Source organism: Priestia sp. KCTC 13724 (assembly GCF_056820425.1).
The window spans coordinates 1-14,801 of sequence record NZ_JBXDLD010000123.1; the positions used below are offsets into that span (position 1 = coordinate 1).

Sequence of the window (14,801 nt, forward strand, 5' to 3'; positions counted from 1 at the left end):
TTCGTTTTTCTTTATAAAAGGAAAAATAAGAAAACAGAAAATTCGGTTAAAATTTATGCGACGCTAGTGAGAACTACTTTTTAGTTAATAGCTCTCCGTAATTTTTAATTTTCTCCCCTACCGTACACTCATTAATACAAAACGATTGGGCATACGTTTTTCCGCGCTCTTTATTAAACGTTTTTTTAACAAAGCAGTCATTGCAATAGTAATCTAAAAGCTCTGTTACCTCTTCTAATACTTGCTTTCTTTCCATGCTGCATCTCTCCATTTCAATTAGTACCTATATTCGTTTTCGGCTAGCTATCGTAACTCCTTGTAAGGCTTGTGTTGCAAGCTGATCTGCTTCTTCATTATCTTTGCGTGAAATCGGTTCATAAATTGGTTTAATTCCTAATTCTTGTAGCTTATCTTCAATGCGATCTAAATATTTATTAAAGGTTTCTTCAAAGCAAGGCCATTCACCTGCTAGCTGATTTAATACAACTTGCGAATCTCCTTTAAACGTCACTTGGATGTGATGAACTCCCATTTCTTCTAGCTGCTGTACCGCAAAATAAAAAGCCGCGTATTCCGATTCATTATTCGATTCAATCTGTTCAAGCTGCGTGTTAACTCGAATCCGCTGAGGAAATCCATTTTGTGTAAAGTAAATAACAGCACCGAGACCTGCGACCTGCATGTCGTGGTGAAAGCCCCCATCAAAATATACCGTGATGTCATGAGGTTCCGTTTGAATTTCTTCAAATAACTTTTTGGCTTCTTTTACAGTCCAACGTTGTCCATCTTCACTAATCAAATAAATTTCCTTTGCGCGTCCAGTTCGTTCCAAATCCCCTATAATGATAAACGCTTCGTTTGCATCTGTGAAATCAGAGTAAAACGTCAGTTGCTTTTGTTTGGATGATTTATAGTGCCATTCAATTTGAAATTTCATCTTTCCAGTTCCTTTCATCGGCAATTTTTAAATACCGCACGTAAACTTTTCTACTTTTTTGTATTTTATCACTCATCCTGTCTTTTCATGACAATTATTATCGTGATTTTACTGTAGTTAGCATTAAATTTTTTTATGGTACAATAGAGTTAATTTAATTGCAACTTATCTGACTGACTACGCTATATAATGGAGTGATAACAATGATAGAAGTATATATCGACGGCGCCTCTGCAGGAAATCCTGGGCCATCTGGTGCTGGAATTATTATAAAAGGTAACGGGGAGCACCACCGCTACTCTATTCCCTTACAAGTGATGAGTAATCATGAAGCTGAATTCTACGCCTTAATAAAAGCTTTAGAACTTTGTTTAGAAAAACAGTATACGATGGTTTCTTTTCGAACAGATTCGCAAATTGTAGATGCGGCTATGAACAGAGAATATGTAAAAAATAAAGCTTTTCTTCCTCTCCTCGAAAAAGCCCTAACGCTCTCCAAACAAATAGATTTATTTTTTATTAAGTGGGTTCCAAGCAGCGAGAATAGCGGAGCTGATCAGCTTGCTAGAGAAGCTATTCATCAAAAAGAAGCAGGACTATAAGCTCCTGCTTCAAATCATTCCGGTCTGTTTTAATACTTGCATTGCCTGTTTTCTCGTCTTCACCTTTTGTGCGGCAAGTTGCTCTAGCAGCGCAACAAAAAAGCTACCATCGAATTCCTTTTGCATTTTTAAGGTCCATTCAATGGAGAAAATAACCATTTCATCCGGCATTTTTGTATATTGCTGACCAAATGCAATAAAGCCCTTTGCATCTTCTTTTAAAGAAAAGCCTTTTTCCTCAAGATAAAGAAGGTATTCTTCTAAGGAGTTTACCATTTTTGTCACGATCCGATTCCATCCTTTATAAAGGTTCCTTCTTTATCTTAGCGTATTTATAAAAATTTGACCATTATTTTTCACCAAACAAATAGCCAACTAATCCTATGGTTACACCTAGGAGAGCACCTGCAAGTACTTCTGCCGGCTGATGCCCTAGCATCTCTTTTAGCTTTTGTTCAGTTAAGTCATGAAAGCCTTTATCAGGAAGCCCGGCTAACTTTTCAATTTCTTCATCTAACGTATTTACCTTAATGGTAATTTCACCAGTTTGTCTACGAATCCCTTGTGCATCATACATAACAATGATTCCAAACACGGTTGCAATCCCAAATTCAATGCTAGAAACGCCTTTGGTTAAACCTACATAGGCAGCCAAAGAAGAGACCCCGGCAGAGTGAGAGCTAGGCATTCCCCCCGATGCTCCAATCATTGATACGTCCCATACACCTGTTTGATATTTTTTAATGGGAATTTTTAATGCTTGTGCCAACAATATTGAAGAAAGTGACAAGCCAATACCTTTGTTCAACATGCTCACCTCTTTTACTATTGTGTAAAAAAGAAAATGCCGGAAACATTCACTCGCATCATGAATGTTTCTGGCATTTTCGACGCTCACTATGACTTAGTGATTGTTTTTCTTAGAAGCTTTCTTTTGTGCTTTATTATTCATCTTTGCTGATTCTACTTCAGCATAAGAACCAAATTCTTGGTTATATTGGTTTTTTTTAGAAATTTTAGAAGCTTTAAGCTTTTGGTTAGAAGAATTGTTTTGATTTTGTTGTACATTAAATTCAGATGCAAATTCTTCAGCATGTGCACCGTTTGCTTTTTTAGCAGCTTTCGCTTTTTGAGCTTGGTTAGCTTTGAACTCAGAAGCAAACTCTGTGTTATGTTTTTGTTTTGCATTGTTATTACGTTGTGCATTTGCATTACCTGATTTTGTACGTCCCATTACAACCTCCTCCTTTGTTTGTACCTCGTTGGTACATTCATTAGTATGGATTTGTTTTGAAATCAAACACTGCGAAAAATAAGGTAACACCGGGAGCTAATGGGCAATTTCCCTCTTGTTTTCAATTCAATAAACAAGCGAAAGCCGCCATTAGAAGGCGGCTTTCATTTGTTTAATTATTTAAGCGTTGAACGTATTCTTCGACCATTTCTTTCGTTACAAATTGACGTGGTGGTACAATTCCATTATTTTTTGCAAGCTCATTAATTTGAGCCGTCACAGCGTTAATCGTATCCGTTGAAAATTCTTGGCCTTCTTTACATAAAAGCACCGTTGCTTCAATTGCTTGCTCACGCATTGTATCTAGTCTGACAAATGCTTTAACAAGTTCATGCTGTTTCTTTGAATGTTCTGATATTGCTTTGTGTACGCTCATTTTTGTTCCTCCATTATGTAAGCTGTTGTGCTAAGAATAGGTTAATGTCTTCGAGGCTAGCGTCTTTATCCGGCAAATTAACAAGTTCGTTTTTAAAATGAGGGAGCTTTTTTTCAAGCAAAGCTTTTATTTCCTTTATCTCACTACTTGTTATGTGTACGACTTGTTTTTTAGCACCGCTAAGCTTTGTAATCACCTGCGCTAAAGGATCGGCTTTAAAGCCGTTAACAAGCTTAAAAAACGACGTAGGCGGTAATTCCCTCCCCTGAATTAAAACGGTTAATGCCATGTATGCCCTAGCCATATGAAGAACAACTTTTATATCCTCTATTGTAACAGAAGATGTCAGATTTCTTTTACTATTTTGATGCAAAAGTTTAAAATAATGAAACCCTAGCGCTTTTAGCGAATACTGTTCCTTCATCATAAAACAAATCTTTTCACGAAACCCTTTCACATTACGATAGCAAACCGATGAGTGTATCCATTCATAAAGAGAAGGATTCGATTTTGTAAAGAGATGCAGTGCTTTATAAACGTCCCACCCTTGAAGATCATAGTTTTTATCTATGCTTGTAATAACGTCTTTAGGTCGATGTAACTCAAGGTAGCGTGCGGACTCATATTTATAAATAAATCGTACATCATAATCACTAGAAGGCGTATGTAATTCATACGCCCGGCTTCCTGCTTCACACGCAAACAAAATCGTGATATCATGCTTTTTCTCAATTGAATCCAACAGTTCTTCGATATTATCGTTCATCTTATGTCCTTTCATTTTGATGAGCTACGACGATGACATTTAGCGTATCAATTGTATGATTTAGCGCTTCAATTGGAAAATCTGCATTAACCGCTGTTTGAAGCTGCTTATAATAATCATACCATTCTTCTAAAAGCGTCGGTTTATACGTTAAAACAAACATGTGAATTTGTTCATTGTAATGATTTTGTAGCTTTATTTGCTCACTGCATACATAATCATCAAGCAGCGGCTCAATTTTAGCTTTTAATCCTTCATGCATTTTAGCTTTTTCATTTTTCTCAAAAAAGCTTTTGCTGTTTTTATAAAGAGCCAAATCCTTCTGGAATAGTTCAAGGTTTTCAAACGAACAGGGACTAACCAGCGTGCTGCCGCTTTCCACATTAATGTCCGGAAGAGCAGGGTGGAATGTTGGTTCGTAGCGCTGCAGCTGCCTCATATTCGTTTGATTCCACTCTTTTGTTAAGCGTTGAATAAATGTTTCTAAACGCAGCGTTGTGGCTTGAATTTCTTGGGTGACATCAAATGCAACTGCTTGTAAAAGCTGGTCAAGACATGCAGCCAACTGTTCTTTCTTATTTCCTTTATCGTCTCTAAGCGTTGCCGGGTTAAACGATTCCTTAAAGAAATCATCATAGCGTTGCAAGACACGCTTTTTCACATAGAAGAGAAGCTCATTGCTTTCCCTTTCGAGCTGCTGCTCTTCATACGTAAATGTCATTTCTGAAACCTTAGCAGAAATTTGTTGATCCTTAATATGAAGAGATTGCAAATAGCGCTGCTTTTCAACCGCAGACTTTGTTTGAACATCTTTAATTTCATTCGTGACGGCAAGTGCTTGATTAAGCTCTTCGTATACAGACGCAACTGCTAGCTGAGTTAGCTCATCTGTAATGAAGTGATAAAATGGTTTTTGGAAAGCCTTAAACATTTTATCTTCTCGATTTGCTAGCGCCTGCAAGCTTGAAATTGGATAGAGGCGTGGAAAGCGAATACCATACTCTTCAAGCTGTGTTTTTACATAATTTTGTACAAGACCTAGCTCTTCATCAGATTGAGCTAAATCAGCTGCATTCAGTAAAAAGAACATTTTGTCTAGTGTAAATACATCTTTTACACGACCAAGCTGAATTAAAAATTCACGATCTGCTTTTGAAAACGCATGATTATAGTACGTAACAAACAAGATAGCATCAGCATTTTTAATATATTCAAACGCAACGCCCGTATGGCGAGCATTGATAGAGTCGGCCCCTGGCGTATCGACAAGCGTAATTCCTAGCTGAGTCAACTCACAGTCATAATATAGGTTAATATGCTGGACAAAGCAGGCCTTCTCTTCCTTAGCTACGTACGCTTCAAATTCTTTAATCGTAACGTTTACTTCAGACCCCATTACGTCCTTAACATCCTCATAGCCTTTTATCACTGCCTGTAGAAATGAGAAATGCAGCTGGTTTTCTTCTTTTACAGTTAATTTTGGCAATAATTCGTTTAGCTCTTCTACGTTTGCAATAGTATGTTTAAACAGCTCCAAGGAACTGTTAATATCAGCTAATAGCTGATCCATCGTTTTCATCAGAACTACGACTGTTCGATGAGGGTAGTCCTTTGTAGGAGGCATAATTTTGTTAATCGTTGCCGTTGTAGGATTCGGTGAAACAGGCAGTACTTTTTCACCGATTAACGCATTGGCAAAAGACGACTTTCCAGCGCTAAAAGCTCCAAATAGTGCCACTGTGAACGTTTGGTTTGCAAGCTTATGACGCTTTTCCTTTAAGCGACCAACAACCTTTTCAAGCTGTTTGAATGTAGAAAGCACCTTTGTCGACTCATCAATATCTCGAATAACCGCATCGACCTTTGTTTTTGACTGAACTTCTTCCTCTACAGCAACATTTTGTTCTGATGTGACTGTAATAGGAGCTGCTTTTACCTCAACCATTGTTCCCACTTCGATTTCTTCTTGTAATAAGTCTAACAGCTTCACCATTTCCAAAGGTTCAAGAGCCCTTAAGATATTTAACTTTTGTTTTAAATCTTGCCGCAAGGTTTGAAGATACTGAGTAGATTTTTGAACTCGTTCGTAGCCCTCAATAATTCTTTGCTCCGTAGCTAACGACTGCTCAATGTTTTGGAGTATTCGTTCTTCTTCTTCTTTCTTTACTTGTTCAATTTGAGTATACAGTTCGGAAAGAATACGATTGGTATTTTTCTTAATTGCATCTACTACATCCTTTGTATAGGTAAGGACATATTCACCATTAATAGTTGCTCCTGTTTTCACAGCATCCACTAAGTCATGTGGCTCAAACGGTACTTCAAACTGCTGAACGCTAGCCAACAGAGAAGAATCTACGAGCTCTTCATCTTGAATGAGCTGCTGCATGTACTGCTGCAAGTGCCACTGTAGCTCTGTTTGAACACGCTCTTTCAAATCTTCATAAAAAACCGTTAGCCGCTCTTTTTTTTCTTCTTCTGTTTTCTTTTTTGTAAACCATACGCCCACTTTAAAATCTGGCTTGGTTGTTTCTAAGAATGCCTTTGCTTTCTCTCGCATCTCATAGGGAGCTAAATTCGCATTGTTCATAATTTTAGCTGTTTCGTTTTGATACGTCGTATAAAACGCTGTGCGTTTATGTAAAATCATTTCTCGCTTCGCTATAAGCTCAGCCGCTTCTTCTTTTGCATTTTGATATTCATTTGGACGAAGCTGTGAACGAATATCATCATATTCAAGAAGGCTCTCTTCTTCAGTGCTTTCTGCAAACTGCATGTGATCTTCTACTATCATTTTCATGGAATCCATAATATGTTGACCGCGATTTTCTTTTTTCTCCATCATCGTGTGCAAATGCTTCTTTAAAACAGCCAATTCGTTATAAGGATATTGCTTATCTTTTAAAGATGTATAAAAAATCCCTTTTGGTCGTACATTCCATTTTAAAAACGCCTCTTCTACAGATTCCTTAAACTCTTGGAAAGTAAGCTGATCATCTCGATGCTTATCAACTTGGTTAATAATTAAGAACAGCTCTTTATTGGCATCCTGTAGCTCTTTTGTAAAATGAAAATTAAGCTCTGCCTGTACATGATTGTAATCCATCACGTAAAAAATAACGTCCGCAAGATGAAGAGCAGACTCTGTTGACACACGGTGAGCATCATCTGTTGAATCAATTCCAGGCGTATCCATTACAACAATTCCTTGTGGAATTGCTTCCGTTTCAATCGAGAGATGAATGGACTCTACTTCATCACCATCAACACAAAACGATTTAATTTGTTCATACTCATATGGTGCTTCATAACGTACTGGCTTTTCTTTTCGATAATAAACGGTTGCATGCTCCTCGCCAGCCTTAACAGACACCAAATTAGCACTTGTCGGAATTGGACTTGCGGGCAAAATTGTTTGGCCCATGAGTTCATTAATCATACTTGATTTCCCTGCTGAAAAATGACCACAAAACGCAATAACAAACTCTTCTTTTTCTTGTTTTCTTAATAACTGAATAATTTTTTCCGCTTGCTTTTCATCTCCAGCATTTATAAAAGCCTCATGTAAATGATAAAGAGAGGATTGTAGAGTTTTATACCTTTGATGCTGAACGCTTACTTGAGACATCACTTTCGACTCCTTTTGTTAGGCACTTACAATCGTGCACTTACTCCATTTCTGCTACTTATTCCTCTTTTTATTTTACTTGATTTTAAAGCGTTTTCCTATAAAAAACTGAATTTTCCACTTCCGTTTACTTATGCAAAAAAGCAAAAAAACTGCCAAACCATTGGCAGTTTTACGTTTATTTATATTCAAAAAATTATACACGCTGCGCTTTTTCAATGTTTTTCATGACATACGTTGCCATACCCGTACACGTTACGAACGCTCCAATTACAAAAAGACTAACCATTATGTCCACCACCGTTTCTTATTGATGAAATTGATAATCTTTATCAGCTACTTACAGTCTATCACGAAAGATAATCATTTTCAATTAGTTTTCTGATTTTTTTAACTGTGGCATAAAACGTAGCTTTCCATCCATGGCTACCTCATAGTCTGTATGTAACTTCAGCGCTTCTTCTTCTTTTACAATCCGAACTGATAGCATCCACACGTTTAATAAACTGAACACTATAAGCGTTAGATACGCTTGAAATAAAAACGGAATTATAAGGAACTCTAGCGTGACAATCGTATAGTTTGGGTGCTTAATGTATTTGTAAGGACCCTTTAATACAACGGGAGCTTTTGGCATTACAATAATTTTAGTATTCCAATACTTCCCTAATGAGATGATAGCCCATACTCTTCCCAGCTGCACCATTAAAAATAAAGCCGCAAATACCCAAAAAGGCGATGAAAATGGATAGTCTATAAGCTGGATTTCTACAAACAACGCCACAAAAAAAGCAACATGCATGGCTACCATCCATTTGTAATGATCTTTTCCCGCTTCAGATCCACCGTTTTGTTTCATCCAGGCTTCATTGCGCTTCGCAATTACAAGTTCTCCTAAACGTTGTAAAATAATCAATGCAAAAATGACATCAATAAGCATGTTATTCCCTCCATTGAAGTAAGACGAGCTCTGAGCTAAATCCTGGCCCAAGCGCAGTTAACACACCGTATTCTCCACTTGGAATTTTCTCTTTCATAAACCGATCCAATACGTATAAGACAGTTGCTGATGACATGTTTCCATGATGCTTTAACACATGAAGTGAATGGTCAATCATTGAGCTTTCAAGCGAAAGCGTAGATAGATAAGCTTCTAACACCTTCTTCCCCCCAGGATGCGCCACAAAATGTCGCAGGTCTTGCGTAGTTAGACCATGACTCGCCAGGAATGTCTGAACTTGATCTCCTAACCAAGAATCAATAATTGTAGGAATGTCTCTTGAAAAAATAACATATAAACCGTTGTTTCGAATATCCCAACCCATAACATCCTTAGAGTCTGGCATTAAAGTAGACTGAGTATGTAACGTTGATGGCAGCGTGTCCAATTGTGAAGCGCTTATGTCTGCTTCATCTCCTGCAATTAAAGCAGCTGCTACTCCGTCAGCAAATAAAGATGTACCAATTAAATTGCTTTTTGAACGATCATTACGCTGAAACGTCAGGCTACAAAGTTCAATGGAAAGCACAAGTACCTTTGCTTTCGGAAACGCTAAGCAATACTCATGTGCTCTTGACACACCTGAAGCTCCTCCTGCACAGCCTAGACCCCAAATTGGAATACGCTTCGTGTGAGGGGAAAAGGGAAGCTCGTTCATAATTCTTGCTTCAATGCTCGGTGTTGCAAGCCCACTAGTGGAGATGTAAAAGATTGTATCAATTTCTTCATAGGGAATATTGTCTGAGAGATAAGCTGAATTTGTTAAGCAATTTTCAACAGCTTTTACGCCAAGTTCAATTGCAGACTCAATAAATGCATTATTTTTCTCTTCAAACGTGTGGTCTTCTTGAAACCAATCCATTCCTTTGGCAAAATGCCTTGTTTCAATCTGACCATTTTCAAATACCGTTAACAAACGATTAATATCTCGAAATGACTCGACAAATAGATCCTTTGCAAACTGTGCAGTATCCGATTGCTTTAGCTCATATGGAGGTATACAAAATCCAGTTGACATAATTTTAGGCACCGTTCTCACCTCTTTAATTCGTTATGTATACCTTCTGTAATTTTTTAGAAATTTATTCTTTATGAAAAATAAAAAAAGAGTTTGGGACATAACAAAATGATTGCTTCTAAGAGACGAACAATAGCTGTTCCAATCTTTTTGGTTTGTCTGAACACGTTCGTTCCATTGCGCTACGGCCACTCGCTTTCCGCGGGGAGGAACCTGAGCTTCCTCGCTGCGCTGCGGGATCTCCGTTTTCCCTCTCTTCCCGCAGGAGTCGAGTGTCCTACGCTCCATTCCACCCTGTTTCCAACATTATTTTCACAATCAAAAAAACCTGAACGATTAAAAGTGAGAAACTCTCAATCGTTCAGGTTTATCATTGGCTGAATTACTTCTGTCCCAGCCTCTTCGTTTTGAAGAAGTTCTATTTGTTGCGCACACGTTTAGTATAACGTATTTTCCCTGGTATTGAACATGAAATTTTTGGGCTTTCTTTATTTATTTAAAAGAATACAGACATATATACTTCGTCCACGTATTTCCCATTAATATAAGCTTGTTCTTTCATAACGCCTTCTGTCTTAAAGCCAACTTTTTTGTATAATTTATACGCCACTTCATTTGAAGTAAACACCGTTAGCGACAATTTATGCATGTCGTTTTCTTTGCACCATTTTAGCGTATAGTCCATTAACTGCTTCCCAATTCCCATACCTTGTACTTTTGAAATTAGCCACGTACGGAAAAGCCCGCTATGACGCTTCATTCGAATTTCACCGCGAAGAACACGTGCAATTCCAACAACTTCTCCTTCGACTTCTGCAACAACATACATATGCCCTTGCTTTGATACACTTTCAATAAACTTCTGTTCTTCTTCAACGGTTTTTGGCGCGTCTTTTTGAATAAACTCCCCCGCTTTAATAATCTCTTCTACAGCTGTTGTAATCTCTCTTGCATCACGGGGCTCTGCTGGACGTATTGTTACTTCACGTCCATCCTTTGCTACAAATGTTACCGTATCTTTTTCTGCTGTAATCATCTATATCAACTCCTCTAACCATTCAATAATCACTTGTTGTTAGTGTTCGTTTAATTCTCTACTTTATCATTGGAAATGTTTCTTTTTGCATGTTGTCAGGTAAACTGATAACTGCACTTTAGATATACCCAAAGCCTTTATATTTGTAAACCTTTTTGGGAAAATTTATTTTTGCATATCCTTGTGCACATTGCAAATGGTTTGCATAAAGCAAAATAAATAGCAATATTCAAATTATTCAATAAAAAAGCTCTCAACGCTTGCCTAACACAAGCATTAAGAGCTTTTTACTTTTATTTTGTTACCATTTCTTTTTGTACAGATGTTTCTGGAGTTCTTACTTTTGAAACCGCCAGTACGTTGAATACAATATTTAAAATAATCGCTGTAAAGCTACCTGCTACAATTCCATTTCCAGTTAGGATTTGAATTCCTTCTGGAAGCTGAGCAAATAAATCTGGTACTACCGTTACGCCAAGCCCCATTCCAATAGAGCATGCGATAATTAACAGATTCTCTTGCTTTTGTAAATCCACTTCGCTTAAAATTTTAATTCCAGATGAGATAACCATCCCGAACATCGCAACCATTGCCCCCCCTAATACAGGGCTTGGAATCACGGTTGTAATCGCAGCAATTTTGGGAATAAGCCCCAGAACAATTAGGATACCGCTCGCTGCAAACACTACGCTTTTGGTGCGAATACCCGAAAGCTGAAGCAGCCCTACGTTTTGTGAATACGCCGTATAGGGAAATGCATTAAACAATCCACCCAGGGTAATAGCTAACCCTTCTGCGCGATATCCACCAGCTAAATCTTTTTCCGTTACTTCTTCTTTACAAATATCACTAACTGCAAAATATACACCTGTTGATTCAACAATCCCTACTAATAACACCAAAAACATCGTTAAAATAGCCGTTAAATCAAAGGTTGGCATTCCAAAGTAAAAGAAGTGTGGAACGTGGACCCAAGCTTCATCACGAACGCCTGAAAAATCTACTTTTCCCATAAATGATGCGGCAATGGTTCCAACGATTAGACCTGCCAACACAGACACTGATCTCATAAACCCTGTTGTAAAACGATATAATAAAATAATAAGTACTAATACACCAAACCCAAGCGCTAAGTTACTTAAGCTCCCGAAATCAGCGCTTCCTTCTCCACCAGCCAAGTCTTTCATTGCTACGGGAATAAGCGTAATTCCAATAATCGTCACCACAGACCCGGTGACAAGTGGAGGGAAAAAGCGAACAAGCTTACCAAGGTATTTTGATAAAATAACAATCATAAGCCCTGCCACAATTATGGAGCCATATATGCTCGATACGCCATATGAACTTCCGATTTGAATCATTGGACCTACAGCAGTAAACGTACATCCTAGTACAACCGGTAAGCCGATACCAAAGAAACGATTTTTCCACACCTGTAATAGCGTAGCAATTCCACACATAAACAAGTCAATTGCGACCAAATAAGTTAGCTGCTGCTGCGTTAATCCAATTGCTTCACCCACAATTAATGGCACAACAATAGCTCCGCCATACATGGCTAAAACATGCTGTAATCCTAGTGATAGCACTTTTCCATTATTCATCTTAAGATGTCACTCCTTGCTTCGTAGGAACAAACGTAACCTGTCCACCTTTTAATGATTCGATACGTGCAAGCGATTCAACTTTCACACCCGTTTCACGAACTAGGCGACCGCCATCTTGAAAAGCTTTTTCAATGACAATTCCTACGCCCCCAACATCAGCACCAGCTTTTTTAACAATATCCATTAATCCCAGTGCAGCTTGTCCGTTTGCCAGGAAGTCGTCAATAATTAATACGCGATCAATTGGCAAAATAAACTTTTCAGCAACCGAAATTTCATTTTCTTCTTTTTTAGTAAAGGAATATACTTTTGATGTAATTAATCCGTCTTGTAAAGTTAATGATTTACGCTTGCGAGCAAACACCATTTCCACATTGAGCTTCAGTGCCGCCATAATTGCTGGAGCAATACCAGATGATTCAATTGTTAAAATCTTTGTAATACCTTCTTTTTCAAATCGTTTGCCAAACTCTTCTCCAATTTCTTTCATGAGAACTGGATCCATTTGGTGATTTAAAAACGTATCAACTTTTAAAACCGTATCTGATAGTACAATACCGTCTGTTAAAATCTTTTCTTGTAATGCTTTCATCTTATAATTCCTCCAACTTCTTTTTCACAATAAAAAGCTCAAAAACATAGCTACACCCACGTATGAGTAGAGCAATGTTTTTGAGCTAACCTATAAGACGAAAGCTAAAAGTGTCACCGCTCACTCATAGTCAGACCATTTACGGTGGTTTGGTAGAAACTTACGAGCCATATTCTCGTCATTATATGAGTGCGTTATTGAGTTGTGTTTAGTATACCAATATTCTACATGTTTGAAAACCTTTTTATCGAACATTTTATATTAAAGATTCTAAAAATGTTCGTGAAAACGACAAAAGAAGATAAGGTTATTCTTATCTTCTTCGTCTTTTCTATTAAAGAGAGTATACTTCCGTGTATTTTTTTTCTAAATAATCAATTAAATAATTGACGTTTAACCCTTCTCCCGTCACGTCATGCAAGATTTCAAGCGGCTTTTTCGTTTTGCCATACTGATGAATATGGTATGTTAACCAATTTGTAATTGCTTTTACGTCACCAGTTTCCAACAGCTCATCATAATCTGGTAAGTCTTTTACCATCGCATTTTTAAACTGAGCTGCGTACATATAACCAAGCGCATAGGAAGGGAAATACCCAAAGCTTCCACCTGCCCAGTGTACATCTTGAAGTACGCCTTCTCCATCATGATTTGGGCGAATGCCTAAATACTCTTCATATTTATCATTCCAGATCCCAGGAAGATCCTTCACTTCAATGTCACCATTTATTAATCCTTTTTCAATTTCATAGCGAATCATAATGTGAAGTGGGTACGTTAACTCGTCCGCTTCGATACGAATCAATGAGGGGTGTGACTGATTAATTGCCCGATAGAAGTCTTCTAATGATACGTTCTCAAACTGACCGCTTGAATAGCGTTTAATCACGTCATAGTTACGCTTCCAAAATGAAAAGTTTTTACCCACAAATTTTTCATAAAAAAGGGATTGTGACTCATGAATGCCCATTGATGCGCCTTCACAAAGCACCGTACCAACTAGATCTTCTGAAATATTTTGTTCGTATAGAGCATGACCACATTCGTGAATGGTACCAAAGATTGCCGTTCGAAAATCCTTTTCATCATATTTAGTTGTAATTCTTACATCTCCTGGATTTAAGCCTGTTGCAAACGGATGAACCGTTTCGTCTAAGCGACCAGCTTCAAAATCGTAGCCGAGCTCTTTTAAGATGGCTAAACTAAATTCACGCTGCTTATTTTTTGGAAAAGTTTCAAATAAGAAACCTGTTTCTGGCTTATTAGGTGAAGCAGCAATCTTTTGTACAAGTGGCACAATTCGATTGCGGAGCTGCCCAAACACATTGTCTAAGATTTCTACCGTCATTCCAGGTTCAAAAAGATCTAGTAAGCGGTTATATTTATTACCTTCGTATCCCCAATACTCTACAAATTTTTGGTTGAACGCTACGATTTTCTCTAAATACGGTTGAAACATCTGAAAATCTGCTTTACCTTTCGCTTCTTCCCACACAGATTCAGCTTTAGAGGTTAAAATAACGTATTCTTTATATTCGTCAGCCGGAATTTTTTTATTAAGCTCATATTCCTTTTGACATTCTTTTACCGCTTTCTTTGTCGTATGGGATATGTAATTTTGAGCGGTATCAGTAGTCAACTGCTGAATGAATGAAGCCATTTCATTAGAAACAGATAGTTTAAACGCTTCAGAGGACAGCATGCCAATTACTTCTGAGCGCTGCTCCACTCCTTTTTTCGGTGCACCTGTGCGCAAATCCCAGTACATAACCCCCATCGCTTCATGATACCTTTTGATTTTCTTCATCAATTCATGAAAACCCCGCTCTACAAGCTGAATATTTTCCTTCATAAAAAAACCTCCCCTTTTTACTTACTATATAAGTTGAATTTATCTTTTACAATCGAATGCACAATCGATCAATAACTTTTCTAGGTGAGTCAT

Annotated in this window: 16 protein-coding genes and 1 riboswitch; of the genes, 1 reads left to right on the top strand and 15 read right to left on the bottom strand. The window is 37.7% G+C overall.

Annotated elements, in window-relative coordinates; translation table 11 throughout:
* Window positions 1-73: 73 nt before the first annotated feature.
* The gene (locus tag AC1UFB_RS15600; protein WP_025908204.1) at window positions 74-256 is read right to left on the bottom strand and encodes a zinc-finger domain-containing protein; all 183 of its coding nucleotides are present in this window, start codon (window positions 254-256) and stop codon (window positions 74-76) included.
* 27 nt (window positions 257-283) lie between these two features.
* Window positions 284-937 carry a ribonuclease H family protein gene (locus AC1UFB_RS15605; protein WP_061784817.1) on the bottom strand — a complete coding sequence of 218 codons (654 nt, stop codon included), beginning with the start codon at window positions 935-937 and terminating at the stop codon, window positions 284-286.
* Between the two features lie 203 nt (window positions 938-1,140).
* On the opposite strand from AC1UFB_RS15605, the gene AC1UFB_RS15610 reads away from it, so the two are divergent.
* Window positions 1,141-1,539, top strand: coding sequence for an RNase H family protein (locus AC1UFB_RS15610; protein ID WP_025909386.1), 399 nt, complete (start codon window positions 1,141-1,143; stop codon window positions 1,537-1,539).
* A 9-nt stretch (window positions 1,540-1,548) separates the two neighbouring features.
* On the opposite strand, the gene AC1UFB_RS15615 is transcribed toward AC1UFB_RS15610, so the two are convergent.
* The 13 genes from AC1UFB_RS15615 to AC1UFB_RS15675 form a co-directional block, all read right to left on the bottom strand.
* The gene (locus AC1UFB_RS15615; RefSeq protein ID WP_242529579.1) at window positions 1,549-1,815 is read right to left on the bottom strand and encodes a DUF6123 family protein; all 267 of its coding nucleotides are present in this window, start codon (window positions 1,813-1,815) and stop codon (window positions 1,549-1,551) included.
* 73 nt (window positions 1,816-1,888) lie between these two features.
* Window positions 1,889-2,347: a divergent PAP2 family protein gene (locus AC1UFB_RS15620; RefSeq protein WP_100348200.1), complete on the bottom strand. Its 459-nt coding sequence runs from the start codon at window positions 2,345-2,347 to the stop codon at window positions 1,889-1,891.
* A gap of 96 nt (window positions 2,348-2,443) precedes the next feature.
* Window positions 2,444-2,773, bottom strand: a complete 330-nt coding sequence (locus AC1UFB_RS15625) for a hypothetical protein (RefSeq protein WP_328100786.1) — start codon at window positions 2,771-2,773, stop codon at window positions 2,444-2,446.
* A 172-nt stretch (window positions 2,774-2,945) separates the two neighbouring features.
* Complete coding sequence (locus AC1UFB_RS15630; RefSeq protein WP_482589470.1) at window positions 2,946-3,209, bottom strand: YpbS family protein; 264 nt, start codon at window positions 3,207-3,209, stop codon at window positions 2,946-2,948.
* Between the two features lie 13 nt (window positions 3,210-3,222).
* On the bottom strand, window positions 3,223-3,975 hold the full coding sequence (locus tag AC1UFB_RS15635; RefSeq protein ID WP_061784814.1) for a DNA polymerase beta superfamily protein: 753 nt from the start codon (window positions 3,973-3,975) through the stop codon (window positions 3,223-3,225).
* A 1-nt stretch (window position 3,976) separates the two neighbouring features.
* On the bottom strand, window positions 3,977-7,603 hold the full coding sequence (locus tag AC1UFB_RS15640; protein ID WP_482589471.1) for a dynamin family protein: 3,627 nt from the start codon (window positions 7,601-7,603) through the stop codon (window positions 3,977-3,979).
* Between the two features lie 373 nt (window positions 7,604-7,976).
* Window positions 7,977-8,543, bottom strand: a complete 567-nt coding sequence (locus AC1UFB_RS15645) for an isoprenylcysteine carboxyl methyltransferase family protein (protein ID WP_100347495.1) — start codon at window positions 8,541-8,543, stop codon at window positions 7,977-7,979.
* A gap of 1 nt (window position 8,544) precedes the next feature.
* Window positions 8,545-9,633, bottom strand: coding sequence for a type III polyketide synthase (locus AC1UFB_RS15650; RefSeq protein WP_100347494.1), 1,089 nt, complete (start codon window positions 9,631-9,633; stop codon window positions 8,545-8,547).
* A gap of 21 nt (window positions 9,634-9,654) precedes the next feature.
* The gene (locus AC1UFB_RS15655) at window positions 9,655-9,909 is read right to left on the bottom strand and encodes a hypothetical protein (RefSeq protein ID WP_482589472.1); all 255 of its coding nucleotides are present in this window, start codon (window positions 9,907-9,909) and stop codon (window positions 9,655-9,657) included.
* A 208-nt stretch (window positions 9,910-10,117) separates the two neighbouring features.
* Complete coding sequence (locus AC1UFB_RS15660; RefSeq protein ID WP_100347492.1) at window positions 10,118-10,657, bottom strand: GNAT family N-acetyltransferase; 540 nt, start codon at window positions 10,655-10,657, stop codon at window positions 10,118-10,120.
* Window positions 10,658-10,950: 293 nt separating this feature from the next.
* Window positions 10,951-12,261 (bottom strand): nucleobase:cation symporter-2 family protein, encoded by a 1,311-nt coding sequence (locus AC1UFB_RS15665; RefSeq protein WP_100347491.1) that lies wholly within the window; start codon window positions 12,259-12,261, stop codon window positions 10,951-10,953.
* Window position 12,262: 1 nt separating this feature from the next.
* Window positions 12,263-12,856: a xanthine phosphoribosyltransferase gene (locus AC1UFB_RS15670; protein ID WP_025909375.1), complete on the bottom strand. Its 594-nt coding sequence runs from the start codon at window positions 12,854-12,856 to the stop codon at window positions 12,263-12,265.
* A 107-nt stretch (window positions 12,857-12,963) separates the two neighbouring features.
* Window positions 12,964-13,065: riboswitch (purine riboswitch) on the bottom strand.
* Between the two features lie 125 nt (window positions 13,066-13,190).
* Complete coding sequence (locus AC1UFB_RS15675) at window positions 13,191-14,708, bottom strand: carboxypeptidase M32 (protein ID WP_482589473.1); 1,518 nt, start codon at window positions 14,706-14,708, stop codon at window positions 13,191-13,193.
* Window positions 14,709-14,801 lie beyond the last annotated feature (93 nt).

Bases quoted from the DNA above. Each gene is read 5' to 3' on its own strand.
- AC1UFB_RS15625 (WP_328100786.1), bottom strand. From the start codon at position 2,773: ATGGGACGTACAAAATCAGGTAATGCAAATGCACAACGTAATAACAAT.
- AC1UFB_RS15675 (WP_482589473.1), bottom strand. From the start codon at position 14,708: ATGAAGGAAAATATTCAGCTTGTAGAGCGGGGTTTTCATGAATTGATG.
- AC1UFB_RS15605 (WP_061784817.1), bottom strand. From the start codon at position 937: ATGAAATTTCAAATTGAATGGCACTATAAATCATCCAAACAAAAGCAA.
- AC1UFB_RS15635 (WP_061784814.1), bottom strand. From the start codon at position 3,975: ATGAACGATAATATCGAAGAACTGTTGGATTCAATTGAGAAAAAGCAT.
- AC1UFB_RS15610 (WP_025909386.1), top strand. From the start codon at position 1,141: ATGATAGAAGTATATATCGACGGCGCCTCTGCAGGAAATCCTGGGCCA.
- AC1UFB_RS15670 (WP_025909375.1), bottom strand. From the start codon at position 12,856: ATGAAAGCATTACAAGAAAAGATTTTAACAGACGGTATTGTACTATCA.
- AC1UFB_RS15645 (WP_100347495.1), bottom strand. From the start codon at position 8,543: ATGCTTATTGATGTCATTTTTGCATTGATTATTTTACAACGTTTAGGA.
- AC1UFB_RS15665 (WP_100347491.1), bottom strand. From the start codon at position 12,261: ATGAATAATGGAAAAGTGCTATCACTAGGATTACAGCATGTTTTAGCC.
- AC1UFB_RS15630 (WP_482589470.1), bottom strand. From the start codon at position 3,209: ATGAGCGTACACAAAGCAATATCAGAACATTCAAAGAAACAGCATGAA.
- AC1UFB_RS15660 (WP_100347492.1), bottom strand. From the start codon at position 10,657: ATGATTACAGCAGAAAAAGATACGGTAACATTTGTAGCAAAGGATGGA.
- AC1UFB_RS15655 (WP_482589472.1), bottom strand. From the start codon at position 9,909: ATGGAGCGTAGGACACTCGACTCCTGCGGGAAGAGAGGGAAAACGGAG.
- AC1UFB_RS15640 (WP_482589471.1), bottom strand. From the start codon at position 7,603: ATGTCTCAAGTAAGCGTTCAGCATCAAAGGTATAAAACTCTACAATCC.
- AC1UFB_RS15615 (WP_242529579.1), bottom strand. From the start codon at position 1,815: ATGGTAAACTCCTTAGAAGAATACCTTCTTTATCTTGAGGAAAAAGGC.
- AC1UFB_RS15600 (WP_025908204.1), bottom strand. From the start codon at position 256: ATGGAAAGAAAGCAAGTATTAGAAGAGGTAACAGAGCTTTTAGATTAC.